Source organism: Pseudofrankia sp. DC12 (assembly GCF_000966285.1).
Classification (GTDB): domain Bacteria; phylum Actinomycetota; class Actinomycetes; order Frankiales; family Frankiaceae; genus Pseudofrankia.
Map to the genome: position 1 here is coordinate 3,424,944 of NZ_KQ031391.1, position 25,846 is coordinate 3,450,789.

Sequence of the window (25,846 nt, forward strand, 5' to 3'; positions counted from 1 at the left end):
CAGGCGCGACGGGCGCCCGGCCGAGTGGCCCGCGCACAGGCGCCGGCCGCGCGAACGGCCCGACCGGCGCGCGTGCCGGTGGCGGGGTTACCGGAACCATGGCGATCGGCGACCGAGGCCGTGGCATCTCCGACCGAGGCCGGGGAGTCTCCGACCGAGGTCGGCGTCCCCTGCATCCGGCCGAGCGCGACGCTGTCTACGACACCGTCGACCAGGCCGCGCTCAGCAAGATCGAGGTACGCGACCGCGACGAGAACGCCACCACCTACCGTCGCGTCGGCGCCGACGGCGCCGCCCTGGCTCCCCGCAGGCCAACCGGCCCCGGCGGCCATCGGCGCCCCGGCGGGCCGAACGACCCCAACGCGGCGCCGGACGGCCCCGCCCGTCCCGGCCGCAAGGTCGGCGCGCACGGTCCGCGGATCTGGCGGGAACGGCCGCTGTGGATGCGGCGCCTGGTCATCTTCGGCTCGCTGGGCACCTTCCTGCTGTTCGTCGCCGCCTGCGCGATCCTGTACTCGGCGACCAAGGTGCCGCTGCCGGACTCGATCAAGACCGACCAGACGTCGATCATCTACTTCTCCGACAAGAGCACCCAGCTCGCCCGGTTCGGCACGACCAACCGGACCGACGTCCCGTTGTCGCAGGTCTCCAAGCCGGCGCAGCAGGCGGTGCTCGCGGCCGAGGACAAGAACTTCTACACCGAGCCGGGCATCTCCTACCGCGGCATCGCGCGGGCGCTGCTGGTCAACCTCAAGAGCGGCAGCGTCCAGCAGGGCGCCTCGACGATCACGCAGCAGTACGTCAAGAATGCCTACCTGACGCAGGACCGCACGTTCTCCCGAAAAATCAAGGAGATCGTGATCTCGGTCAAGCTGTCCCACAAGTACTCGAAGGACGAGATCCTTCAGTACTACCTGAACACGATCTACTTCGGCCGTAACTCGTACGGCATCTACGCCGCCTCTGAGGCGTACTTCGGCATCCCGCCGAGCCAGCTGACGGCCGCGCAGGGGGCGATCCTCGCCGGTCTCATCCGGCAGCCGAACTACCTCGACCCCGTGGTCCACACGGACGCCGCGAAGGCACGGTGGAAGGAGGTCGTCAACACGATGATCTCCCAGAAGTGGCTGAGCTCGGTGCCGGACTACCCGCTGTCCACGGTGAAACAGAAGACGGACGTCTCGTCGACGAATGGCAACGTCCAGAACCGGTACATCCAGGACCAGGTGGTCGCCGAGCTGGAGGCGCACGGGATCTCGGAGCAACAGATCGAGACCGGCGGCCTGAGGATCACGACGACGATCGATCCCGTCAGACAGGCTGATGCCGTCGCCGCCGTCAACAAGGTCATCGGTCCGATCTACCCGAACCCGATCGCGACCCTGAAAACCGGACTCGTCGCGCTTGACCCGGCGAGCGGGAAGATCCTCGCCTGGTACGGCGGTTCGCAGTATGGCACGAACCCGCAGAGCTCGGACCCGACCTACAAGTCGTACGGCGACACGGTGTCCAACGCGAGCATTCCGACGGGCTCGACGTTCAAGGCCGTGACGCTGCTGACCGCGCTGAGCAACGGCGTCAACCTGAACTCGACATTTGACGCGTCCGATCCGCAGAAGCTGCCGGGTGAGAACGGCCAGGACTACGTAATCCACAACGACGAGACCGACGGCCATTACGACTCCGCGAACCTGATCCAGGCGACGGGCGAGTCGATGAACACCGTCTATGTGCCGCTCGGATATCACGTCGGCGTTTCCAAGGTCATCCAGATGGCGAAGAGTCTGGGAGTCTCGGATGACCTGAAGAACCTGGCCGGTATCACCCTCGGTCAGGACTCGATTCACCCGCTTGAGATGGCCAATGTTTATAACTCCATCGCCAGCGGCGGGTACCGGACGACCCCGCACATCGTCGACACCGTCTACAACGGCTCGAACCACCTGATCTACCAGGGCCAGCCGGATGCGAAGAAGGTCCTCGAGCCCGGAGTCGTCGCCGACGCCACCTTCGCGCTGCAGTCGGTGCTCCAGCCCGGTGGCACGGCGGCGAAATCGTCGCTGACCGGCCGGCCGGCCGCAGGTAAGACCGGAACCGTCCAGCAGTACCGTAGTGCCTGGTTCTGCGGTTTCACCCCGCAGCTGACCTCGTGTGTGGACATGTACCGGGACCAGGCGTTGATGGATAACAGCGATCCGAAAAATCCGAAGCCGCTGCCGGGTGAGGCGCTGACCGGAATTCCGGGCGCGACCAGTGGCGTGTACGGCGGTGGGATGCCGGCGAAGATCTGGAACGCGTTCATGAACGCCGCGCTCACCGGTCAGCCGGTCAAGCAGTTCCCACCGCCGGTCTACGGCGGCTCGATCCGGACCTTCACCCCGACCAACTCGCCCAGCGCGACCCCCGACATGTCGACGCTCACCCCGGGCGACCTGTTCAACAACCCCGGCACCTCGAACACCCCGTGGAACCCGTTCGCCAGCTGGGGCACCAACCAGAACCGCGGCACCACCAGTACCAGCGGCAGTGGGAACGGCAACGGCTCTGGCGGCGGCGGGAACAAACCGCCGACGGCGACACCCGCACCGACACCAACGACCCGAAGAACCGGGGTCCTCGGGATTCCATCGGGGTAGCACCCTCACGGGACATTGACACAAGCCGGGCCTGGCGAGTGAGAACTCGCCAGGCCCGTGGTCTTTCTGCCAGCTGGGTCAGCAGTGATCGGTAAAGGTGGGGCCTACAAGTCCGAGCGTTTTGCCGTCGAATTTGTCGACGACGGCCGTCCGCCAGTACGTGCAACCACTGGTGGTGCGTCCAGCCGAAACTATGCCGCCACCCACGTCAGTGGAGGTGGCCGCGTTCGACCACGAGGAGCCGCGGTTGGTCGACTTCTGGAGGGTGGTCGTAACATTGTTGATGATGTTGTTCGGCGGGTTACCCGTATCGCATCCTCCCGAGCTTTGTGCCCAAATCTCGGAGGAATTGCTATAGCCGACATAAGGCGCCCATGCGTAAACAAGGCCGCTGTACTGTGATCCAGCGTGGGTGCAGTCCAGCCAATATGATCCATCGAAATACTGGGCACCGGCGTAGGCTGGAACGGCGGACAATGCGCTGCCGACGGACGCGAAAGCCGCGGTCCCACAGGCTCCGATCGCGACTCGGGTGGCCAGGTTTCGTCTTGGTGTCATCTTCCCTCTCAAATGATTTCGATTACTGCTGTGATAGATACGTCTTAGTGACCGAAGTGCACGATAGGAGCTTTGATCCCTTCTGCGGGCCTGCCCTCCCTTATTCAGGCTGGCTTTGGTGTGGTTGTGGCGGGGAGGTGTGTGAGGGCGTTGACGGTGATCGATCGCAGGCGCTGTGGTTCTTCTGTGATGATCAGGCTTGGGAGGTGGTGGAAGGTTTCGCGGAGGAGTGCGGTGATTTCGGCGCGGGCGAGGTGGGCGCCGAGGCAGTGGTGGGGCCCGGGGCCGCCGAAGCCGAGGTGGGGGTTGGGGGTGCGGGTGAGGTCGAGTCGGTCGGGGTGGGTGAACAGGGTGGGGTCGTGGTTGGCGGCGGTGAAGCAGAGGGCGATCTTTTCGCCGGCGTGGAGTGGGTGGCCGGCGAGGGTGGTGTCGTGGGCGGTGGTGCGGCGCATGAGGACGACGGGGCTGGTGTAGCGGACGAGTTCTTCGACGGCGGTGGGTGCGAGGCGGTCGAAGTCCGCGGCCCAGGTGGTGCGGGCGTCGGGTTGGGTGTGTAGGGCCCATAGGCCGAGGGAGATGGTGTTGCGGGTTGTTTCCTGGCCGGCGAAGGTCAGCAGGGTGAAGAACGAGGCGATTTCACCGGTGGTGAGGGGCTGTCCGTCGATCTGTGCATGGGCAAGGGTGGTGAGTAGGTCGTCGGTGGGGTGGGTGCGGCGGAACGCGGCGAGGTCGGTCGCGAGGTCTGCGAGGTAGGTGCCGGCGTCGAGGACGGCGCGGACGGGGTCGTGCTCGGGGGGGAGCAGGTCGGGGGCGCCCGCGGAGGCGATGAGGGTGGAGGCCTCGAGGACGCGGGTGTGTTGGCTGTCGGGGATGCCGAGCATCCCGGCGATGACGAGGAGGGAGAACCGTGCCGCGAGGTCGGTGACGATGTCGAACTCCCGCCGGGAGGCGACGGCCTCGACGGTGTCCGCGGCGGCTCGCTCGATCTGTTCGCGTAGCGTGCGCAGGTTCTGTCGGGTGAATGTCTGGGCGACGATGGCGCGGAGTTTGCGGTGGCAGGGGTCGTCCATGGTGATGATCGAGCCGAAGGACTCCCCGAATCCTGCTGGTAGATCGTTGATGAACAGGGATCCCTGGCCGGAGCGGAAGGCGGCCGGCCTGCGGATCGCCTTGAGGACGTCGGCGTGGCGGGCTACTGCCCGATAGCCCGGACCGAGCGGGAGACCGGGCACAGATGGTTCGTCGAACAGGGGGAGGCCGGGGGCCTCGCGGAGTTGAGCGAGATGAACAAGCCTTTGTTCGAGCGGGGCGTCGCGGAACTCGCCGCTGGTCGGGGCGACGAGGGCGCGGTCGTGGCTCTGGGCGGTGAGTGGCATGGGTGAGGTCAGGTCGTGTAGGTGTAGGCGAGGTTCGGGGGCTGGCCGAAGAAGGACACGATCGCGGCCAGTCGTCCCTCGTGGGTGAACCGGACGATCTCCAGGCCGGCCAGGGCCGTCTGACCGCGCCGGTCGCGCATGGCCCAGGAGTAGCGCGCGGTGTCGTGGTGCACGTCGAGGCCGGAGGTCCGGAAGGGCAGGTACCCGGGGTATTCGCCGGCCAGCCGGGTGATCAGCTCGGCGAGGGCGCGGACCCCGGTGCTGTCGGCCAGCGGGTTGGCGTAGGTGACGTCCTCGGTACACACCTCGCAGAGCAGGGCCGCGCGCTGGTCGGTGTCGGCAGAACGCCAAACTTCATGGACGCGGCCTGTCGCCGCCGCGACAACCTGGGCGATCGCGGTGGAGACGCCCTGACCGACGTTGATCGGTATCTGGTGGCTGACGGATCCGCTGCTGCTCACCGGTGTTGCCCCCACCGTCGCGCGGCCGCTGCGCGCTGGAGCTTGCCCGACGGCGTCTTCGGGACCGACCCGGGTGGCACGGCGCGCACCGCCGCGGGCCTGGTTCCGACTGTGGCGAGCACGGCCGCGGTGACCTGCGCGCAAACATCCGCCTCGTCGTGACCGGCACGCAGCTCGAAGACGACCATTACGCCGTCGGTCGCGGCGTTCGGACGGCGGGTCGCGAACGCGACCGCGTTGCCCGCGCGGACTCCGGGAACGGATGTGGCGGCCTGCTCGACCTCCTCGGGGTGGATGTTGCGACCCCCCACGATGATCAGATCCTTGACCCGGCCACACACGACCAGGTCGTCATCGACGAGGTAGCCGAGATCCCCCGTGACCAGCCAGCCGTCGGCTGGTGGCTCGCCGAGGTAGCCGGCCACCGACGGCCCCGCGACCCGCACCTCGCCCACCGTGCGCGGCCCGCAGTCGGCCCCGGTGATCGGGTCGACGACCCGGACCTGCGTGCCGGGCAACGGCGGTCCCAACCGAGTCAGCCGGCGCGCCCGCCGGCCCGGCCGGGCGGGCGTGGCGAGGCCGTGTTCCGCGAGGGTGTCGGCGTCGACCTCATCGACCGTCAGACCCCGGTCAGGTTCGGGCGCGGTGACCGCGAGGGTGGCCTCGGCCAGCCCGTAGGCCGCCACGAACGTCTCCGGCCGCAGGCCATGGCGCTGTCCGGCATCAAGGAAGCCCTCGATCGCTTCCGGGTCGATCGGCTCACCGCCCGACAACACCTGCTGCACGCAGGACAGATCGAGCGCCGGGCCGCTGCGCAACAGCCGCCCGGCCAGCGCATAGGCCGACGGCGGGCCCATCAGCACCGTCGCCCGAAGCCGGGCGGCGTTACGCAGCCACGACGACGGCGACGCCAGATAATCGACCGGCGAGCCGACCAGCACGTCACACCCACCGCAGGTCAGCTGCGAGGCCAGCGCCCCGATCAGCCCCATGTCATGCGAGAAAGGCAGCCAGGTCAGCAACCGGCCGTGCATCTCGTCATGGCGCAGCCGCTCCTGGACCGCCGCGATGTTCGCCGCGAGATTCCTGTGACTGACCTGAACAATCTTCGCCTCGGACGTGGTCCCACTGGTGAACTGCAGAATCGCCGGATCGTCATCGGTGAGATCAGGCGCCTTCCACACCCCGGCCGGACTGGCCGCGACCACATCCGCGAGAAGCTCCACCCGCGTCCCACCGACCCCGAGCGCGCCGACCAGGTCCTCATAGGGCGCACCCACCAGCACGACCGGATCCCGAAGCGCCGCGAGCCGCGCCCGGGTCTGCTCGACGTAGCTCTCCAGCGCCACGGTCCGCGCCGGCGTCGGCGCACAGGTCACGCTCGCGCCCGCCATCCATGCCCCGACCAGCCCGGTCACCACCGCACGTGACGGCAGCCCCAGCACGACGATCCGATCGCCCGGCCCGGTTCCTCGAGCGTCTCGGAGCCACACCGCAACCCGCTCCGCCTCGGCGAACAACTCAGACCACGTCAGGGCGTCCTCGCCGTCCGGGCGGAGAAAGACAATCTGACCATCCCTGAGCCGCGCCCGAGCGAACCCATCCAACAAACGGACCACGACCGCGCCTTTCGCGTCGAGTATCACCATCAGGGAGGCCTGGTCAGCTGGCGAACTCCCCAGAGGACTCCGGGTTCTCGCCGGGTCGGTAGATCGCCAGAATCAACCGGTCCCATCTGCGGCCCTGGTAGTAGTCATGGTCCCGTAGCCGCGCCTCCACAGACAGGCCGCGGCCGCTCGCACTCGCGAACTGAGTGAAATTGAACTCGGGAAGTTCCAGGTAAAGTTTCCGTAGAGGCCACACGTCGAACAAGTACCTGACGAGAAGCTGCACCGGTTCAGCCGCAATCCCTGATCCGAGGTACTGATTTGTCATTGCCGCGCCCACGTAGGCGTGACCCAGGTTCGGATCGGCGTTGTAGCACATTACATGTCCGGCGGGTTGGTTTGTTTGCACCGACTCCACGAGGAACTGCGTGAATACTCCCTGCCACAAGTCGTTCTCGAACTGCGCGAACGGGGGCACCGATCCCCGGTAACGCCACCGGAAACCCACGTCAGGGCTCACTGCAAGTTCATATAGGAACGGTACGGCCTGTGGGTGTATCGGCACCAGTCGGAAGAATCTGCCGGCCAGCCGCGGCGGGCCGACAAGATCCTCAGGCCCTCGCGCGGACTCCACCGCAGTTTCGCCAACCGCCGTGGAGAAAGATCCGACCCGATCCTTGTAGCAGTCGTACAGTCCGCCGACCGTCTCCGCCGCGAGCCACTCTCGCTCCTCCAGATCCACCCCAAGGTCCGCGAGCGACGCTGCTAGTTCCAGTAGGCCGAACGAGTCGAGGCCCAGATCCGTAACCAGCCGGGAAGCGGCGCCCACTGACCCCCGCAGCACACCCGTTCGCGCGCTGACCAGATCCACGAACTCATCCTCAGTTAGCATCTGCTCCCCGCCGCATTTCCGGTCTGACCAACGTCGAACACCATCTCTCCCGACCACCTTGTTGCGGCAATTCGTACGGCGCAGCCGTCTCCAGTCGAGAGCGAGCTCATCTGGCAGCACCCTCGCCGAGGTCACCTGAGTCGGATCATGGGCGAGCAGCTGGGTCGGAACTCCTGGACGGCGCCGCGCTGAATTCCGCTGAACACACACTCTCCAACGTAAGAAGTGGAGAAGGATCCGTCGAGACGGGCCAGGGCGCGGCTCGATTACAAGAAGCTGATTTCGAGATCGGGCACGATTGGGAGTCCTGGTGGCAATGCCACGGTGTGGGTCTGTCGCGCAGCTTAGCGGCAATGCTGAGGAGTGGACAAGCGGTTCGCTGAACCTCCTCGTGATCGTTCTTCGAAGCTAGATCGACACCCTCTCTACCAGGGCTTATCGCGGAACGTTACGCGATCCCGCCGCCACGATCTTCTTGTGGCGCACTGATGTAGCTGAAAGTGAGCGCCAGTAGCCGAAATGCTCACTCTGAGTGGGCTAACCGTCGAAGGAAGTAGCTGTTCAGCTGGCGTCGTAGCTGATTGTGCTGGTCAGACGGGTTGTGTCGCTGGTGGTAGCCAGGGGCCGGTGGTGAAGAGCCGGGTGAGGGCGTCGAGGGTGTCGAGGCCCCATTTGCTGGCGGTGGACAGGTAGGACTGGACGATCGCGAAGTCGGCGAGGCCTTCCAGGGTGCGCCAGCAGCCGCCGGAGGCGCGTTGTTGGACCTTGACCGGCCGGACGTCGCGCTCCGCGAGATTGTTCGAGAACGGGACCGTCAGGTCGGTGGCGAACCGCAGGATCAGGTCCTCGTAGGCGCGGAACCGGCGGATCAGGGTCCGGGCATCGGCGGCGAGCGGGTTCCGTTTCCCGTGGTTGTCGGTCTCGCCGCGGGCGAGCGCGCCGAGGTAGTGGTTGCGGATCGTCGCGAGCGTCTCGGGGGTGAGCGCGTTCTGTCCGTTCTGGCGGGCGGCGCCCGCGGCGTGGTGGGCGTCGAGCAGGGTGGTGGCCATCGCCTGGGCCCAGACCTGCCCGTCTGGGTCGGAGTCGTGGATCTGGCGTAGGTCACGGAGTAGGTGTGCGCCACACCAGGCGTGCACGGCCCCGGTCAGGTGGGTGTAGCCGGCGTAGCCGTCGCGGACGAGGACCCCGGTGAAGCCGGGCCAGACCCCGCCGGCGTCGATCGCCGCCGCGGTGCGGTCACCGGTGTGCATCACGGTCAGGTAGTCGGTGGCGGCCACGTGCAGGTAGCGCAACGCGCCGGCGGCGCGGGCGGTCGTCTCGTCGGCGTGCGCGACCGGCGCAGCGGTGATCAGCCCGCGCACGTGGGGCAGGAACGTGGCCTCGAGCAGCCGGGCGGCCCGGCCCTGTGTGGCGGCGACCCAGCCGGTCGAGACCGCGACGCCGAGCAGCGCGGCGAGCACCGCCCCGGCCCGGCGAACCGGCAGGTGATGGCCACAGACGAGCCACACCGCCCGGGCGAGCAGCCCCGGCCCGTAGACGACCCGGCCGGTCACCCCCGCCGGAGCCTGTCCGGCGGTCGTGGCCTGGCAGCACGGGCAGACCCTGGCGATCACCCGGTACTCGACCACATACGGCTGCGGCGGCGGGGGCGGAACGTCGAAGACCTGATGGCGGCGCATCCCGAACACCGCCGCCCCGGCCAGCGAGCCGCCGCACCGCCCGCACGCGGCCGGATCAAGGGTGACCACCTCGTCGGGGTCCGCGACCATGTTCCGCGTCTGCCCCGGCTCGCCCGGCTGCTTGCCACGGGGCCGGCCCGACGCCGTCCGCGACGACCGCTTTGGAGTGTTTCCGCTTTTGTGGACGCCGTTTTAAGCTGCTAGTTGGCTGATATCCCTGTAGCCTAGCTCGTATTCTCTGGATGTCAAGTATTCGAGGGTAGAGTGACGGCGAATTGTGTTGTAGTAGTTGTTGATCCAGTCGGTGGTTTCGGTTTTGAGGTCGGCTCGGGTCGGCCGGGGGCGGGTATGGACAAGCTCCTTCTTGTAGGTTGCGAAGAAAGATTCCGAGACGGCATTGTCGTAGCAGATCCCGGTCCGCCCCAGAGACCGGCTGATCTTGTTGGTTTTGCAGTAGTCATCGAACGCGGCGGAGGTGTATTGGGTGCCGCGGTCGGAGTGGAATATCACCCCGGGTGGTGGGCTCCGGCGGGTCAATGCCATATCGAGAGCTTCGGTGACGAGGCTGGTGCGCATGTGGTCGGCCACGGCCCAGCCGACCACGGTGCGGGAATGCAGGTCGATCACGGTTGCGGTGTAGGCCCAGCCGTCCCAGGTTTTGACGTAGGTGATGTCTCCGCACCAGCGGGTGTTGGGCTCGGTGGCGGTGAAGTCCCGGGCGATCAGGTCGGGTGCGGGCACGGGATGGTCCCCGCCGATGGTGGTGCGGCGCCACGCCTTGGGGTGACGTCCTTGCAGGCCAGCGGCCTTCATGAGGCGCCAGACACGCTTGGGCGACAGTAGGTGGCCCGAGGCGGCCAGGTCGGCCTGGACCCGGCGGACGCCGGGGTTCCCGCGTCCGTGGGCGCAGATCGCCTTGATCAGGGTGGTGTAGGTAGCGTCATCGAGGGACCGCTGGCTCGGCCGGCGCTGGAACCAGGCGTAGTAGCCCGACCGAGACACCTCCAGTTCGTCGCACATGAACGTGACGGGGAATGCGTCGGAGGCAGCCCAGTCCGCGATAGCAGCGAACTTCACTGCTTTCCTTTCGCGAACCAGGTCGCAACTTTTTTTGCAAAGTCGACCTGCATCCGTAGTTCCGCGATCGTCGCCGTCGCATCGGCCGCTTCCCTGCGTAGCCGGTCGAGTTCGGTCCGTTCAGACTCGTTCAAGACCGCGTCCGCTGGCCGCTCGGCGGCGGCTTCCCGTGCCTTCTTCACCCATTTACCCAACGTCATCTCGTGGACGCCGATGTTGCGGGCGACCTCGGCGATCGGACGATCACCATCGAGGACGAAAGCTACCGCTTGATCTTTATACTCTTCGGTAAATGCGCGGCGTGTCGAACCCATTTTTGCTCTCCCGATCAATCGGGCAGCTACTCCGGGTGTCCACCGAAGCGGTTACGTTCCACCCCGGCGCCTTCGTGAACGGGCTGTCCGACGACGGCGGACGCGACGACGTCGAACTGTCCGTCCCGAGCCGGCGTTCGAGCTCCGCGACCCGCGCGGTCAGCCCCTCGATCAGCGCCGCCTGCCGTTCGATCAGCGCGGCCTGCCCAGCGATGACAGCCGCCTGCTCCGCGACCAGACGCTCAAGCTCCTCATAGCTCGGCCGGCCCGCGGACTCCACCCCGCAACCTAACCGATCTTGCCCCGCCGCCCGACAACCAGGAGACCGATCACCACACAAGATCCGGAAGACAGCCGCTCAACCGAGCTGAACAGCTACCCCAGATCCATCTCCAGGCGGGAAGAACCGTCCACGACTTCCCGCAGCACACCTGTTCGCGCACTGACCAGATCGACGAACTCATCCTCAGTTAGCATCTGCTCGCCACCGCCGTAATCTCCGGTCTGGCTAGAAGGTGAACCACGGTTTGTACACATAGGTGACGACTGCTTCGCAGATGCAGCCGGCGGCGAGACATCCGAGGCCGACCAGGATGCCTACCCATCGTGTGCCACGCTTTGCGGCCGCTGCGCCTGCCCACGCTGGCAGTGCGCCCAGCAGGCTCATTTTCACAAACAGGCCGGCGTGAGTACGGATCTCGACCGGAACGCCAAAGTCGGTGATGTAGTGACGGTCGAGCTTCGCGGCCCACTTCAGGAGGTAGACCGTCAGAAAGAAGCTCGCGAGTGGCCCCACGGCGACCGAAAAGACGGTCCGGGCCTGGCGCCAGCCCGCCGAGGTCCCGAGCCGCATCAGGGGTGTGGCCGCGGCCTGGGCCCGGGACGGCGACAGTTGGGGCCCGGAACCTCCAGGTAGATCTTTCGCAGGCGGTGCATGCCGGGCCCTGCCCCCGTCTCGGAGAGAGACGGTGGCATCGACGAGGACCTGTGCGTGATCATGAATGGGTCGACGTTCCGCACCTCAGTCAAAAGATCATTTACCACGGTGCATTGCAGTTCACCGAGCACGGACGCTCCAAGACTTAAGCCAGCGGGACGCATCCTGAATCAGCGGGTTCCCGGAGCAAGATGAGGCGGGAGCGCCGATCCGTGGGCTGAGGTATGGGCAGCGGGATGCAACATAAGCGGCCACGGGGGCAAGCGCAAGCCGTATCTGGAAATTTCTCCCGTTCTGGTGTCGGCTCACGGTCCGCCTGCCTGGGCCTATGACGTTCGGTAGCCAATTTCTCCCCTGTTCTGGACGCTAGCGGCGCATCGAAGTAGCTAATTGTATACGCCAACTCGGCGTGAATCACGGTCAGTGAGCACCCTGCTTGTAGATGCCCTGCTCAGGCGCCTGTGGCGCGAACGCTCAGCGCGGGATGAGGTTGGCGACAGAAAGTAGTCGCGAGTCGGCTCGGGTTGCTGGTTGACAGTGGCCGTCACTGTCCGCATAGTCATGCCCCATGTGAGTTTGTCACCAATCTAAATTCCAGCTCCGGGCCTGGTCGGTACTCGTGGCAGGTCGGTGCGCGCCTACATGATCAATCCGGCGCACTTCTCACCCGCTCAACAGCACAGGCGCCGAACCTCGTCGCCGAACCTCGTCGGGGTTCCAATCAGGAGATCCTCGACCGTGGGATTTCCTGCGCCTGTATTCGGCGTCAAAGGGGCATGCCCACAAAGCAGCAGCCGCAGTTAGTCGAGGTGCGGGCGGTCTCTGCCGGCCTGCTCGCTTCCTGGCGCCAGTAGTCACCGACACGGATTGTTCGTCCTTGCCGCGCGCCGCTGCGCGACTCCGTTGTCGTCCAGATGCCTGATCGGAGCAGAGGAAGAGCCTTGCCTCGAACGCGTAGGTACAAGCTTCTTTTCGCAGAGAGCGTCGTGATCGTGATCTGCCTGGCGCTGGCGATGTCGAGTGGCCTGCCGGGCCTCACCGGCACCGCCCTCGCGGTCGAGGCCTCGCCAGGCGGGGGGTCGGCCCCCCCCCCAGTCCCACGCCCGCCGGCGGGACCGGCGGGGGCGGGTCGGCGAATCCGGCCCAGCCGGGCGCCGGTGGCAACGTCCCCGTGCCGGCCGGAGATGTCGCGGCGCTGGCGGTCGGTACCCCTGACGGCGTGAACGTCCTGGTGCCGAACTCCGCTGCGGACGGCGGCTGGCGCGAGCTGACCAACCTAGCGGTTCAGGGCTGGGACACCCCGCTCTGGACCGAGTTCCACTGCGTGACGGGGGATGGCCGCTACATGGCTGTGACCTTCGCCCCGATCGGCATGGCTGATGACGAGACGTTGCGCGACGAGGGTGCGTTCGGCGCAATCGTCGACCTCAGGACAGGCAGCCGGTGGGTCCTGCCGGTCCGAGTCGGGCTCAAGTACTACTCACCCGGCTGTGGCACCGGCACGGATGTCGTCTTCAGCCGTAACACCGGAACCGACCATGCGAACACCGAACTGATCAGGGTCGATGCCGCGGGCAGCAAGATCCGCGACCGACGCACTGTGACCGGTCGGGTGGCGTCAGCCGTGCCGACGGCGAAGGGGGTGGCAGCGGCCGACGGTTCCAGGGTGATCTCGGTCGCGGCCGACGGAGGCAAATCGACCTTGGTGACTGCGCCAGGTGCGGTTTTCGATCTGCGGCCGAGCTCCGGTGACGGGCTCGACTACCTCGCCGTGACGGGCTCGGCGACCTCGAAGGCGTTCCGCCGAGGGAGCAGCGGCAAGATCACGGAGCTGGCCGAGGGGCCGCTACGCAACATGGCGCTCTGGCAGGGCCGGGGCGGCAAGAACCACCTCGTCGGCCGTCCGAGCCGGGTCACCGGCGGAAACCCGATCGATGTTCTCGGCGCCGACGCGCAACCGGCGGATCTGTCCCTGGATGCCGGGCTCGTCGTCGAAAAAGAGGACATTCCAGGCGGGACGGCGCCGACCAAGACGACCAACGCCATCACGATCAGGAACCGGCCCCGGTCGGGCGGCGCGGTTACGACCACCCAGGTCACCACCGCCGCGCCGGAACAGACCCCCGCAGCGAGCAGCAGCCCGACGCCGTCCAGCCTGGCACCGAGCACCCTCAAGCCGAACACCCTTCCGAGTGGCGGAGCCGCCGGTTCTGGCTCGCCCTGCGCGGTCGCGCCGCTCGATCCGCAGATGCAGATCATCCAGCCGTCTCCAGCGCAGATTCAGTGGGGTGCCTACCGCGCCGTTTCCGGTGGTCTGACGGCTCAACGGCCCGCGAACTGGGAGAAGCACGGCCTTCCGGCTTACACGCCGGCGTCGCTTATCCCTATCGCGACCCTCGCGGGTGCTCCCACCGGGGGCCACATCCCAGCCCAGGTGTTGGAGGGCGTGCTCGCTCAGGAGTCCAACTTCAGCCAGGCCAGCTGGCGCGCACTGCCGGGCATCGCGAGCGACCCGCTCATCGCCAACTATTACGGGACCGCCTACAGTTCCGACGGCTCTCTGATCACCGGCGCCAATCCCAGCAACGCCGACTGTGGCTACGGCGTCGGCCAGATCACCTCGGGCATGACGGGTGCGGCGACCAGCCCGTGGAGCGACACCGTGAAGCTGGCGATCGCCACCGACTACGAGGTGAACGAGCTCGCCGCTGTCAAGATGCTCACGGACTTCTGGAACCAGCTCTACGGCATGGGAATTCTTGCCAACAACGGCGACCCGACAAAGATTGAGAACTGGTATTTCGCGATCTGGGCTTATAATACCGGTATCCATGCGAACCCGTTGCCGAGTAACTACCATTCGCTCGGCCTGGGCTGGACGAACAATCCGGCGCAGAACGACTACCCGCCGAACCGTCAGCCCTTCCTGAGTGTCACCTACGATGACGCCGCCCACCCCTCGCGGTGGCCGTACCAGGAGAAGGTCCTGGGCTGGGCCGCCAATGCCCAGCTCGACCTGATCAACGGTGGTAACAAGTACACGCCGAGTGGCATCCTGAACCTGCCCCAGAACTACTTCCTCTTCTGCACCTCCGCGAATAACTGCAGCCAGACGAATACCTCTGGGGGATACTGCAACAACGCTGACCGCTCCTACTGTGCGTGGCACACGGCAGTCACCTGGACCTCTGTCGACCGCCCGAATCTGGCCTCGGAAAATCCTTCCGGAGACGTCGGCGGCGGCGAGCCGGCGGTCGCTGATCCCTATCCGGCATCATGCTCGGCCGCGGCCTCGCCCGTCGTGCAGACACCAGGGACCGCGGCCCTGCCCGGTGGCGCCGTGATCGTCGACGAACTTTCGAGCTCCACCACGAACCTCGCCGGCTGTGGGACCACCACTTCCGCGGGGACCTTCGCGATGACCTATGGAACCGACAGCTCCGGCCACCCGATCGGAGCCATCGACACTCATCAGCTCGGCGTCGGATACATGGGTCATACTTACTTCGCCAGGACCGTCTCGGTCAGTCGGGCCTGGTCCACGACCTCCGTACGCGCCACCGGCACCTGGACGCCGCCGTCCAGCGTGACTGGGTGGCAGCGGATCTGGGTGCACATCCCGGACAACGGTGCCGACACCCAGCAGGCCGACTATGTCATCAACACTGGTACGACGACGAAGGACCGGATCGTCAACCAGCGATGGAACCAGAACGCATGGTTCGATCTCGGCTCGTTTCAGCTAAGCGCTGGTGCCTACGTCTACCTGACGAACATCACCAACGAGGATTACAGTCACACCGTTGACATCGCGTGGGACGCGATCGCCTTCACGCCATCGTCGAAACCCGCCGTCGACTATGTAGCCCTGGGCGATTCTTACCAGGCTGGAGAAGGAGTCCAGCCGTACTACGGGAATGCCGACAGGCCGGAGATGAACGGCATCTCCGATGCCTGCCACCGCAGCCCGCAGGCCTACTCAAACGCTGTTTTTGGTGCACTGCAGGCCGCGCATCCGGGCAACGACGAGTTTCATTTCCTGGCCTGTAGTGGCGCGGTCATCGACGACATCAACGGTCAGCACTACGACCAGGGGGAGCTGCCGCAGATAACCACAGACTGGCTTGATGAGAACGTCACCAATGTGACGATCGGTATCGGCGGAAATGACTCACGTTTCAGCACGATCGTGCAGGCGTGTTTGATCGATGACCTGCAGGACGCTTATTCGCAACTACCACTGAGCGGCCCGGACTGCATGGCGTCAGATTTTCATCTCAAGGCCGATGGAGTACTTGATCCGCAACCGTTGACCGTTCAGGAGCCCATCGCCATCGACGCTCTCAAACCACGCCTGGTCACGCTGTACCAGCAGATACATTCTCTGGCTCCCAACGCGAAAATAACGGTCATCGGCTATCCACATATCGTCACGACCGGCAGTCTTCGGCTGGATATCTGCACGGTGGCCCTCAACCCCGATCTGGCCCAGTGGTTCGCGGATATGGGCGACCGGCTGGACAGCGTGACCGCACAGGCCGTTTCGGAGGCCGGGGTCGGAGCGACCTTCGTCAACCCTGTGAGCACCTTCCAAGGGCCACCTGACCATGGTGCCTGCTCCTTCAACCACGACGACGAGTGGATCAACTCACTCATACCCCACAGCAGTACGGGGAGTGGAAGCACCTATCCCGGACCGGGAAGCTTCCATCCCGACGCCGCGGGCCATGGTGCCGTCGCCGGTCTCATCAACGCCTCTCTCGGAGTGTGACGAAACCGGAGGCCGAACAGGTGTGAGATCCGGCCGCCGGTTCCGAGCAGAACTCTCGGAACCGGCGGCCGGGTCGTCGATGGGGTCCGGGGCTCGCTGGCGCCGTGCGTCGGCACGCTCAGGGCATGCGTGGTGGCTGGCGAAGCACGGGCATGTACCACAATGGGTTGCATGAGTGTGGGGTGCGGATGAGGTGGCGGGGATGACGGCGGCCGACGTCGTGGACGCCACCGTCAGCCCTAGCGACGAGGACCCTGTCGTCCGGGGCGCGAGTGAGCTGGTCGGCGGGCCGCCCGGGCGGCACGCGGCGCTGCCCGCGTCGACCTGGTGGACGCCGCTGCGGGTGCTGCTCGCGTTGACGATCGTGGTCTGCGGCCTCGGCTACACCCAGAAGTCGACCTGCCGGGACACCCGCAACTGGGCGCACGAGTACCAGTACACCCGGATGTGTTACTCGGACGTCGTCGCGCTCTACTCGCAGGAGGGCCTGTCCGGCGGCAAGACGCCCTACCTGGACTACCCGACCGAGTACCCGCCGCTGATCGGCCTGACGATGGAGGTCGTCGGGGCGGTCTCGCGGCTCGCTCCCACCCAGCACCCGGTCTACAAGACGGTCGATGGCAAGCAGGTCGTCGATCACTACACGATGGACAGCCGGTCAGCACTCTTCTACGACCTGACCTGGGTCCTTTTCCTCGGCCTGGCCTGCGTCACCGTCGTCGCGACGGCGCTGACCGCCGGACGAAGGCGGATCTGGGACGCGGCGCTGTTCGCGCTGGCGCCGACCATGGTGCTGCATCTCCTGACGAACTGGGACATCATCGCCGTCGCCTTCGCGGCGCTGGCCAGCTACGCGTGGTCGCGACGGATGCCGGTGGTCGCGGGGGTGATGCTCGGGTTGGGGGTGTGTACCAAGCTCTACCCGATCTTCTTCCTCGTCGGGTTGTTCATGCTGTGCCTGCGGACCGGGTACCTTCGCACCTTCGCCCGCACGGCGATAGCCACCGCCGTCACCATCGCGGCGGTGATGCTGCCGACCTGGCTGGTCGCCGGCTATTTCGTCGGCACGCGGAAGGTGCAGGACGGCATTCTGCCGACGTTTTTCTCCGGCGGGGACTGGCTGAGTCTGCTCGGCGGCCACGGCCCCGACGGCTCGCGCAACGCGGTCGAACAGTTCTTCCACCTGAACGAGACCCGGGTCGCCGACTGGGACTCGGTCGCCTTCGCCCTGCAGTGGCTGTCCGGGGCGCACGATCCAGGCTGGTTCGGCGGCCTGCACCTGGTGGTCGTCCTGCTGAGCGGGCTGCTGCTGGCCGGGGCGGTCGTCCTCGTCCGCTATCGCGCCGAACGAGCGCGGTGGGCGGCGGGGCCCGAGGAGCCGGAGCTGGCCCGAGGCCTGCTCGACGCGCCGCGGGTCCAGGTGGCCCTGGCCGGCGGGACGTGGCTCGTCATCGTCATCGCGACGCCGCTCGTGCTGACCGCGATCCGTGAGCACGGCATCCCCGTGCACGTGCTCAACTGGGTCACCGCGGTGGTGCTGCTCATGGTCGTCGCCGCGATCTGCGCGCTGTGCTGGTTCGCGCCGCGCCGGCCCCGGCTGCCGCAGGTGCTGTTCCTGCTCGTGGTGGCGTTTCTGGTCACCAACAAGGTGTTCTCGCCGCAGTACACGCTGTGGCTGGTCCCGCTGTACGCGCTCGCCCGGCCGAGGTGGCGAGCGTTCCTGGTCTGGCAGGCGACCGAGGCCTACCTGCTCTTCATGCGGTTCATGCACTTCATCTACAACGACACGTCCGGTGGGCGAGGTGTCGCGCGCGGCTGGTTCGTCGGCGCGGTGGCGCTGCGCGACCTGATGCTGGTGGTGCTCGCGGGTCTCGTGATCCGCGAGATCCTGCGCCCGGAGCTGGACGTCGTGCGGGCCTCCGGGCTGGATGACCCGGCCGGCGGTGTCCTCGACGGTGCGGCGGACGTCGCTGCGGGCCGCGGCCGGGCCGTGCGCCGGGACTACGCGCCGCCCGCCCGGCCGCCGTCCGACCGGCTGCTGGCCTCCGGGCCCAGCCCGACCGTGCCTGAGTACGCCGAGACGGGACCGCTCCCGTCGCTCGGCCGGCGCTGGCGACGCGCCGAGGTGGTCGGTGACGCGGGCGCGACCCCGACGGGGACGGGAACATCCGGCCGGGGCGACGAGGCCGGCGGAGATGGCGGGCTGGGCGAGCCGGGTGCGCTGTTCAAACCGCGCCGGACGGATCCCGACGCTCCGTGACATCGCTGCTCACGCCGGGGGAATCGGTCGAACCGGAGCCGCCGGTTTCGGCCGTGCGGACCTGGTGGGCACGGTTGCCGGAAACGGTGCGCGCCACCCTGCCGGTCTGGTTCGCCAGCCGGGTCGGAGTCGCGGTGCTGTCTTACGCGGCCGCACGGGTCGCGGTCGAGGGCGCACTGGGCCGGCAACCCACGTTCCTGGCGCTGTGGGACCGCTGGGACGTCGGCCTGTTCACCAAGGTCGCGCGCTACGGCTACGTCTCGCCGCACTATGCCGACCAGACCGAGGTCGACTTCCCAGCCTTCCCGCTCGCGATCCGGCTGGTTCACCTGTTCACCCGCAGCTGGCTCGCGTCCGGGCTGATCGTCGTCTTCCTGGCCGGCGCGGTGGCGATGGCTGCGCTCTGGCGGCTCGCCGCGGACGAGGACGGGCCCGAGGCCGGCCGGGCGGCGGTGCTCGCCGCGATCTTCGCCCCGTACGCGGTCTTCCTGTTCGCCGGCTACTCCGAGGCGTTGTTCCTGGCCTTCGCGAGCACCGCCTGGCTGGCCGGCCGGCGCGGCCACTGGTGGGTCGCCGGGCTGCTCGCGGCCGGAGCCACCGGCACCCGGATCACCGGCATTCCGCTGTGGTGCGGACTGGTCGTGCTCTACCTGGTCGAACGTCGCGTCGCCGGGCAGCCGGTACTCGCCCGGCCGGCGTTCGCGCTGGCGTTGCCGCCGCTGCCGGTCTTCGGCTTCCTCTGGTATCTGCACGGCAAGACGGGCGAGTGGAACGCCTACACGGTGGCGATGCGGGCCGGCTGGCACCGCTGGACCGACTGGCCGTGGTCCGGCTGGCGGGCGACGTGGCATTCGGCTTTTCCCGGTCCGGACGGATCCACGACGTTTACCTGGTTCTGGCGGGCCGAGTTGCTCGCTGTCGTGCTGGGCGTCGTCGTCACGCTCATGTTGCTGCGCGGCCGGCGCTGGGCCGAGGCGACCTTCATCGGCACCGCGACCCTCCTGATGGCGGCGACCAACTACTACGCCTCCGGGGTGCGCACGATGCTGGTCGCCTTCCCGGTCTACCTGCTGCTGGCCCGGCTCGCCGGCCGGTACCCGCGGCTCGCGCCGGCCTACCTCTGGCTGTCCGGGCCCGTCATGGCCGCGTTCGTCGTCGCCTTCACCCAGGGCCACTGGGTCGACTGACCGCCGTGAGGGCGCGCGCTGCTCGGGCTGGTGGCTACGGTCGGTAGCGCGTGGGGTGGTGCGAGGACGCCCTGGATGACCATGCCGAAGCCGAGGACTATCCCGGTACCGAGCAGCGCCGCGGCGGCGATCGCCGGGTACGGCATGGGCGGTGGCTCAGGCTCGCGCTGCGACGGCCAGCTGTCCCAGACCTCCACGGCCGTCCCCCGTCCGCGCTCCGTCACCGCTCGTCGGCCGGCAAGATAACGCACAGTGACGGTCGGGTGGGCTGGTCCTCGGGGCCCGGCCAGCCTGGGCACCCGGCACGGGTCCACCGAAGCGGCGCCTACCGCGGAAGCACCACACCAAGGACGCCAATGGAGGTGATCGGCGCGTCGGTAGGCCAGGATGGGGCGATGAATACGGACGGCGACCCAGCCGGCCCGCCGGCCGACGGTGCCCCGGCCCCCGAGCCCCGGCCCGCCGGCCCGCGCCGCGGCTTCACGGAGCGCGAGCGAGCGATCAACGCGTTGGCCTATCCGGTCGCGGGGACCGCCGCGGCCGCCGTGGTGGTCGTCATCGTGGTCGCGCTGGTCGACCCGTCGCCGGGGCGGCACGTGCGCGGGCTGCTGATCCTGCTGGCCCTGGTCGGGCTGCTGGCGGCGGCGTGTGGCTGGGTGCGCACGGTCTGGCACGGGCCGACGGACGGTCCGGGCGCCGACGCCCCGACGGACGGGCCCTCGTCCCCGGCGCACTCCGCCGCGCGGCCCCGAGACGGCGAGCGTCAGGTCGTCCGACACGTCGAGTAAGCTCGACGCGACGTGACGCCCGCTCCTATACCGGGTGTCGTCGACACATCTTCGCGGCTCCAGCTGTAGGACGTCAGCGGTAGGACGTCAGCTTCAGAGCCTCAGCCTCACGGCTGGGCCGCCAACGATGTGCCGAGCGTCTGCTCTGCCGGCGGAGCCGCTCGTTCGAGTGGCGTCGTCCGTCGGTACAGCACTGTCCTCCTGCCACGGGCACGTCCCGCGGCCGCCGAGTCCACAGGAGGTGGGTTCAGCCTTGGCACGTCATTACGAGCTCATGGTCATCCTCGACCCCGATCTCGAAGAGCGCACCGTCTCCCCGTCCCTCGACCAGTTCCTCAGCGTCGTCCGCAACGGCGGCGGCGCGGTCGAGAAGGTCGACGTCTGGGGCCGGCGCCGGCTCGCCTACGAGATCCGCAAGAGCCACGAGGGCATCTACGCCGTCATCGATCTGCACGCCGAGCCGGACGTGGTCGCCGAGCTCGACCGGCAGCTCACGCTCAACGAGTCGGTCATCCGCACCAAGGTCATCCGACTGCCGGAAGCGAAGAAGCCGCGCGCCGCCCGTCGGCCGGTCGCCGCTTAACACCGTGTCAATCGAGGCCAACCACAGGCCTTGCGGGACTGGGGGCACAAGCCATGGCCGGTGAGACCGTCATCACGGTTGTCGGCAACCTGACCAGCGATCCGGAGCTGCGGTTCACCCCGAACGGGGCGGCTGTCGCGAGCTTCACCGTCGCGTCGACCCCGCGCACGCTCGACCGCGCCACCAACGAGTGGAAGGACGGCGAAGCGCTGTTCCTTCGCTGCTCGATCTGGCGGCAGGCGGCCGAGCACGTCGCGGAGTCGCTGCAGAAGGGCGCCCGGGTGATCGTCCAGGGCCGCCTCAAGCAGCGCACCTTCGAGACTCGCGAGGGCGAGAAGCGCACCGTCATCGAGCTCGACGTCGATGAGATCGGCCCGTCGCTGCGGTACGCGACCGCCAAGGTCGTTCGCGCCGCGCGCGGCGGCGGCCCGGGCGGTGGCGGCGGCTTCGACGGTGGCGGCTACTCCGGTGGCGGCCCCAGCGGTGGTGCCAGCGGCGCCAGCGCCGGTGGTGCCGGTGGTGCCGGTGGTGCCGGCGGCGGTGGCGGCTACCGGGGTGGAGGCCAGGGCGGCTCCTCGTCCGGTGGCGGCTACTCCGGTGGAGCCGTCGACGATCCCTGGTCGCAGTCGGCCGGCGGCTACTCGGACGAGCCCCCGTTCTAGGCACCACCCACGGTGCCCACGGGTGCGCGGCGCCCGTTGCGCGCTCTTGCGCGCCCTCATGACGTTTGTCTGAACCTAGGAGTGCACACATGGCCAAGGCGGCTGTGCGCAAGCCCAAGAAGAAGGTTTGCGTTTTCTGCAAGGACAAGACCGATTACATCGACTACAAGGACACGTCGCTGCTGCGGAAGTTCATCTCCGACCGCGGCAAGATCCGTGCCCGCCGTGTGACCGGCAACTGCAGCCAGCACCAGCGCGACGTCGCGATCGCGGTGAAGAACAGCCGCGAGATGGCGCTGCTGCCCTACACCTCGACCGCTCGCTGAGGAGGGTGACGCCGACATGAAGCTCGTTCTCACCCACGAGGTGCCTGGTCTCGGCAGCCCCGGCGACATCGTCGAGGTCGCCGACGGTTACGGCCGCAACTACCTCGTCCCGAAGCAGTTCGCGATCGTGGCGACTCGCGGTGTCGAGCGCCAGGTCGACCAGATCAAGCGGGCCCGCTCGGCCCGTGAGGTCCGCGACCTCGGCCACGCGCAGGAGATCGCCGAGCAGCTCAAGGCACTGACGGTCACGCTGACGAGCCGCGCGGGCAAGGAGGGCCGGCTCTTCGGCTCGATCACGGCCGGCGACGTCACGGACGCCGTCACGCGGGCTGGCGGCCCGGCGCTGGACAAGCGCAAGGTGCAGCTCACCGCGCCGATCAAATCGCTCGGCCAGCACACCGTCGCGGTGCATCTGCACCCGGAGGTGACCGCCCAGGTCACGGTCCGCGTCTCCGCGGCCTGATCCACGGCTGCGGGTCCCGGGCGAGCTGGCCCGGGACCCGCGCGACGTACTTGCTCTACCACTGCCCGGTGTCCCGACAACCGTCTCGCGCGGTTGTCGGGACACCGGGCAGTGCCGTTCTCGGACCTTCCGCCCGCCCCCCGCCGGCTCATCGTGGCGGACGGTGCCCATGCATGGCCTGTGTTCATCGTCCGGACGATTCATTCTCGGGTTTCGGCCGACTTTTCTCTGTCCACAGGCTGCGAGGGCAGATGCCCAGCACAGCGGGGAAATTTGAACGAAACGTGACTTGGCTGTCCACAGTCCACCGACGGTCGTCCCGAGGCTTTCCCCAGGTACTACCGGCGTTGCCCACAGGTTATCCACACAGGACTGTGGATAACTGTTTGCTGGTCGCGCCTGCCAGCCCCTAAAGTCGGCCTCCGGTCGTACGTACGTTCTCTGTCGCGGGCGGCCCGCGGTCCCATCGCGGGTGCCTCCTTGACAACGGGCTACCGTTCCTCGAACATTTGTTCGAGAGTTGGGTTCGGGTGGTCGGCGATCCGAGTCGACGGCGATCCGAACGGGACGCCCGAGTGACGCGGCGGGTCGCGCCTTCGAGCCTGCGGCTCGGGGCGGTGCGTCAGAGTGGGCCGGCGCGGATGATCGAGGACAGGGGTGAGGCGGGTGACGGTCACCGACATCTCGCGCGGTGGCGGCCAGCCGCTGGAGCTCGACCGGACGCCCCCACACGACATCCCGGCTGAGCAGAGCGTGCTGGGCGGCATGCTGCTGTCGAAGGACGCGATCGCCGACGTCGTCGAGGTTCTGCGGGCGACCGACTTCTACCGTCCGGCACACGCGACCGTGTTCGAGGTCGTCGGCGATCTCTACGGCCGCGGCGAGCCCGCCGACACAGTGAGCGTCGCCGCCGAGCTGGGCCGTCGCGAACTGCTGGAACGGGTCGGTGGCGCCGGCTACCTGCACACCCTGATCTCCAGCGTGCCGACCGCGGCGAACGCCGGCTACTACGCCCATATCGTCGCCGAGAAGGCCGTGCTCCGCCGGCTCGCCGAAGCTGGCACCCGGATCGTCCAGCTCGCCTATGGGCCCGCCCACGATGTCGACGCCCTGGTCGACCGCGCGCAGGCCGCCGTCTACGACGTCACCGAGCGCCGTGGTACCGACGACTACGCGCCCCTCGGCGACCTGCTCAACCCGGCGCTCGAGGAGATCGAGGCGATCGCGGGCCACGACGGCGCCCTCACCGGCGTTCCCACCGGCTTCGCCGACCTCGACGAACTGACGAACGGCCTGCACGGCGGGCAGCTCTGGATCGTCGCCGCTCGGCCCGCGGTCGGTAAGTCGACCCTGGGCCTGGACTTCGCGCGGGCGGCCTCGATCAAGCACGGCCTGGCGTCGGTCATCTTCTCGCTGGAGATGAGCCGCATGGAGATCACGATGCGGCTGCTGTCCGCCGAGGCACGTGTCTCCCTGCAGAACATCCGGACCGGGCGGCTCACCGACGAGGACTGGGCCCGCCTGGCCCGGCGGATGGGTGAGGTGGCCGAGGCGCCGCTGTTCATCGACGACAGCCCGAACCTGACCATGATGGAGATCCGCGCGAAGGCCCGCCGGCTGCGGCAGCGCAACGACCTGCGCCTGATCATCCTCGACTACCTCCAGCTGATGTCCTCGCCGAAGCGGGTGGAGAGCCGTCAGCAGGAGGTCAGCGAGATCTCACGGTCACTCAAGCTGCTCGCCAAGGAGCTGGAGATTCCCGTGGTCGCGATATCCCAGCTGAACCGCGCCTCCGAGCAGCGCGCGGACAAGCGGCCCCAGGTCTCCGACCTTCGCGAGTCCGGATCGCTGGAACAGGACGCCGACGCCGTCATTCTTCTCTACCGCGAGGACACCGTCGAAAAGGAGTCGGCCCGGGCCGGCGAGGCGGACCTCATCATCGCGAAGCACAGAAATGGCCCGACGGGCACGGTGACCGTCGCCTTCCAGGGGCACTACTCCCGCTTCGTCGACATGGCCAACTAGGGTTCCTGCCAGGCGGGCAGGTCGTTCACCCACGCGGCTGATCGCTGGCGCGGGAGGAGGCGGCGGATGGGCACACGGGTGCCGGTGATCGCGCTCACGGGCTACCTGGGCGCGGGCAAGACCACGGTGCTCAACCACCTGCTCCGGGCGCCAGGAGCGCGTATCGGGGTGGTGGTCAACGACTTTGGTGCGATCAACGTCGACGCCGCGCTGATCACGGGTCAGGTGGACGAGCCGGCCGCGATCACGGGCGGCTGCGTGTGCTGCGTGCCGGACACGGACGGCCTGGACGACGCGCTGGAGAAGCTCACCCAGCCTCGGCTGCGGCTGGACGCGGTTCTCGTGGAGGCGAGCGGCGTCGCCGACCCACCGGCCCTGGCCCGGCTCATCCAGTTCAGCGGTGTGCGCCGGATGCGTCCGGGCGGCCTGGTCGACGTGATCGACGCTGGCGCGTACTTCGACACCGTCGACACCGGCGGACCGCCGCCGGCCAGGTTCGCGGCGGCCTCGCTCGTCGTGATCAACAAGACCGACCTCATCCCGGCCGCGCTCCGCGCCGACACGGTGGCTCGGATCGCCGACCGGGTGCACGAGGCGAACCCCCGCGCCCACCTCGTCGACACGTCGCACGGCCGCGTCGACCCGGCTCTCGTGTTCGACGCCGCGAGCACGCATGACCCGGTCGACGAGCTCCCGTTCGCCGCCGCGGCCAGGGAGGACCTCGGCGTCCAGGACCTCGTCGCGCGGAGCCCTGGCTCTCGCGGCCCTGGCGCGCAGCATCATCGGCACGTCCGGGCGGTGACGGTGCCGGCCACCGGCCTGGTGGACCCCGGCCCGCTGGTCGACCTGCTCGAAGACCCACCCGCGGGGGCCTACCGTCTCAAGGGCACCGTGACGGTGGATACCGGGCGAGGCCCGCGTGGCTTCGTGGTCAACATCGTCGGGCCGCAGATTCACGTCGCGGCAAGGCCAGCGGCAGGCGGCCCCGACGGGCTGGTCGCGATCGGCCTGCACCTCGACCAGGTCGCCGCCCGGGCCCGCCTTGAGGCCGCCCTGCGGCCCTGCGGCGGCCGGCCGGCCGCGGACGGCGTGCGTCGCCTCACCCGCTACCGCCGCCTTAGCGGCTGACGACGGGTTTGACCGTGGTTTTCGGCCACCTCTGAGCCTCGCGGGGGTGACCGCTCGGTGCCGGGACAGGGCGTCATGGCGTGGCGTCGCCGGCGCGGAAGGTGTTGGTTGGTCAC

General features: G+C 68.0%; 19 protein-coding genes and 1 pseudogene. 11 read left to right on the forward strand and 9 right to left on the reverse strand.

The window, feature by feature from the left end; translation table 11 throughout:
* Positions 1-98 precede the first annotated feature (98 nt).
* Entirely contained in the window at positions 99-2,636 is a 2,538-nt protein-coding gene (locus FRADC12_RS13555; protein WP_045879549.1) for a transglycosylase domain-containing protein, read from the forward strand.
* Between the two features lie 662 nt (positions 2,637-3,298).
* Here the strand turns inward: FRADC12_RS13555 and FRADC12_RS13560 are convergent.
* The 9 genes and pseudogenes from FRADC12_RS13560 to FRADC12_RS13595 all read right to left on the reverse strand — a co-directional run bounded on the left by FRADC12_RS13560 (position 3,299) and on the right by FRADC12_RS13595 (position 11,453).
* Complete coding sequence (locus tag FRADC12_RS13560; RefSeq protein ID WP_045876931.1) at positions 3,299-4,570, reverse strand: cytochrome P450; 1,272 nt, start codon at positions 4,568-4,570, stop codon at positions 3,299-3,301.
* 8 nt (positions 4,571-4,578) lie between these two features.
* Complete coding sequence (locus tag FRADC12_RS13565) at positions 4,579-5,031, reverse strand: hypothetical protein (RefSeq protein ID WP_045876932.1); 453 nt, start codon at positions 5,029-5,031, stop codon at positions 4,579-4,581.
* Positions 5,028-6,680, reverse strand: coding sequence for an AMP-binding protein (locus FRADC12_RS13570; RefSeq protein WP_232303773.1), 1,653 nt, complete (start codon positions 6,678-6,680; stop codon positions 5,028-5,030). The genes FRADC12_RS13565 and FRADC12_RS13570 overlap by 4 nt, the downstream gene beginning before the upstream one ends.
* Before the next feature lie 13 nt (positions 6,681-6,693).
* Positions 6,694-7,509, reverse strand: a complete 816-nt coding sequence (locus FRADC12_RS13575) for a phosphopantetheine-binding protein (RefSeq protein WP_349305864.1) — start codon at positions 7,507-7,509, stop codon at positions 6,694-6,696.
* Positions 7,510-8,120: 611 nt separating this feature from the next.
* Positions 8,121-9,368 (reverse strand): annotated as a pseudogene (tnpC, locus tag FRADC12_RS31280) (IS66 family transposase); the annotation flags it as partial.
* A 33-nt stretch (positions 9,369-9,401) separates the two neighbouring features.
* A complete protein-coding gene (locus FRADC12_RS31285; RefSeq protein ID WP_232303774.1) occupies positions 9,402-10,286 on the reverse strand; it encodes an IS3 family transposase in 885 nt (294 codons plus the stop codon).
* Entirely contained in the window at positions 10,283-10,600 is a 318-nt protein-coding gene (locus tag FRADC12_RS33105; RefSeq protein WP_084010707.1) for a transposase, read from the reverse strand. Before FRADC12_RS33105 ends, FRADC12_RS31285 begins: the two co-directional genes overlap by 4 nt.
* Positions 10,563-10,880 carry a DUF6444 domain-containing protein gene (locus FRADC12_RS34900; protein WP_045876935.1) on the reverse strand — a complete coding sequence of 106 codons (318 nt, stop codon included), beginning with the start codon at positions 10,878-10,880 and terminating at the stop codon, positions 10,563-10,565. Before FRADC12_RS34900 ends, FRADC12_RS33105 begins: the two co-directional genes overlap by 38 nt.
* A gap of 228 nt (positions 10,881-11,108) precedes the next feature.
* Positions 11,109-11,453, reverse strand: a complete 345-nt coding sequence (locus tag FRADC12_RS13595; RefSeq protein WP_045876936.1) for a hypothetical protein — start codon at positions 11,451-11,453, stop codon at positions 11,109-11,111.
* Between the two features lie 1,255 nt (positions 11,454-12,708).
* On the opposite strand from FRADC12_RS13595, the gene FRADC12_RS13600 reads away from it, so the two are divergent.
* The 10 genes from FRADC12_RS13600 to FRADC12_RS13645 all read left to right on the forward strand — a co-directional run bounded on the left by FRADC12_RS13600 (position 12,709) and on the right by FRADC12_RS13645 (position 25,730).
* On the forward strand, positions 12,709-16,308 hold the full coding sequence (locus FRADC12_RS13600) for a GDSL-type esterase/lipase family protein (RefSeq protein WP_045876937.1): 3,600 nt from the start codon (positions 12,709-12,711) through the stop codon (positions 16,306-16,308).
* 202 nt (positions 16,309-16,510) lie between these two features.
* Complete coding sequence (locus FRADC12_RS13605; protein WP_045876938.1) at positions 16,511-18,568, forward strand: glycosyltransferase family 87 protein; 2,058 nt, start codon at positions 16,511-16,513, stop codon at positions 18,566-18,568.
* Positions 18,565-19,755 (forward strand): glycosyltransferase family protein, encoded by a 1,191-nt coding sequence (locus FRADC12_RS13610; RefSeq protein WP_045876939.1) that lies wholly within the window; start codon positions 18,565-18,567, stop codon positions 19,753-19,755. Before FRADC12_RS13605 ends, FRADC12_RS13610 begins: the two co-directional genes overlap by 4 nt.
* 395 nt (positions 19,756-20,150) lie before the next feature.
* The gene (locus FRADC12_RS13615) at positions 20,151-20,543 is read left to right on the forward strand and encodes a hypothetical protein (protein ID WP_157488851.1); all 393 of its coding nucleotides are present in this window, start codon (positions 20,151-20,153) and stop codon (positions 20,541-20,543) included.
* Between the two features lie 253 nt (positions 20,544-20,796).
* The gene (rpsF, locus tag FRADC12_RS13620; RefSeq protein ID WP_255355191.1) at positions 20,797-21,126 is read left to right on the forward strand and encodes a 30S ribosomal protein S6; all 330 of its coding nucleotides are present in this window, start codon (positions 20,797-20,799) and stop codon (positions 21,124-21,126) included.
* A 53-nt stretch (positions 21,127-21,179) separates the two neighbouring features.
* Positions 21,180-21,788, forward strand: a complete 609-nt coding sequence (locus FRADC12_RS13625; protein ID WP_045876941.1) for a single-stranded DNA-binding protein — start codon at positions 21,180-21,182, stop codon at positions 21,786-21,788.
* 89 nt (positions 21,789-21,877) lie between these two features.
* Positions 21,878-22,114: a 30S ribosomal protein S18 gene (rpsR, locus tag FRADC12_RS13630; RefSeq protein ID WP_045876942.1), complete on the forward strand. Its 237-nt coding sequence runs from the start codon at positions 21,878-21,880 to the stop codon at positions 22,112-22,114.
* 16 nt (positions 22,115-22,130) lie between these two features.
* On the forward strand, positions 22,131-22,577 hold the full coding sequence (gene rplI / locus FRADC12_RS13635; RefSeq protein WP_045876943.1) for a 50S ribosomal protein L9: 447 nt from the start codon (positions 22,131-22,133) through the stop codon (positions 22,575-22,577).
* Positions 22,578-23,243: 666 nt separating this feature from the next.
* Positions 23,244-24,602 (forward strand): replicative DNA helicase, encoded by a 1,359-nt coding sequence (gene dnaB / locus FRADC12_RS13640; protein ID WP_045876944.1) that lies wholly within the window; start codon positions 23,244-23,246, stop codon positions 24,600-24,602.
* 66 nt (positions 24,603-24,668) lie between these two features.
* Entirely contained in the window at positions 24,669-25,730 is a 1,062-nt protein-coding gene (locus FRADC12_RS13645) for a CobW family GTP-binding protein (RefSeq protein ID WP_045876945.1), read from the forward strand.
* Positions 25,731-25,846 lie beyond the last annotated feature (116 nt).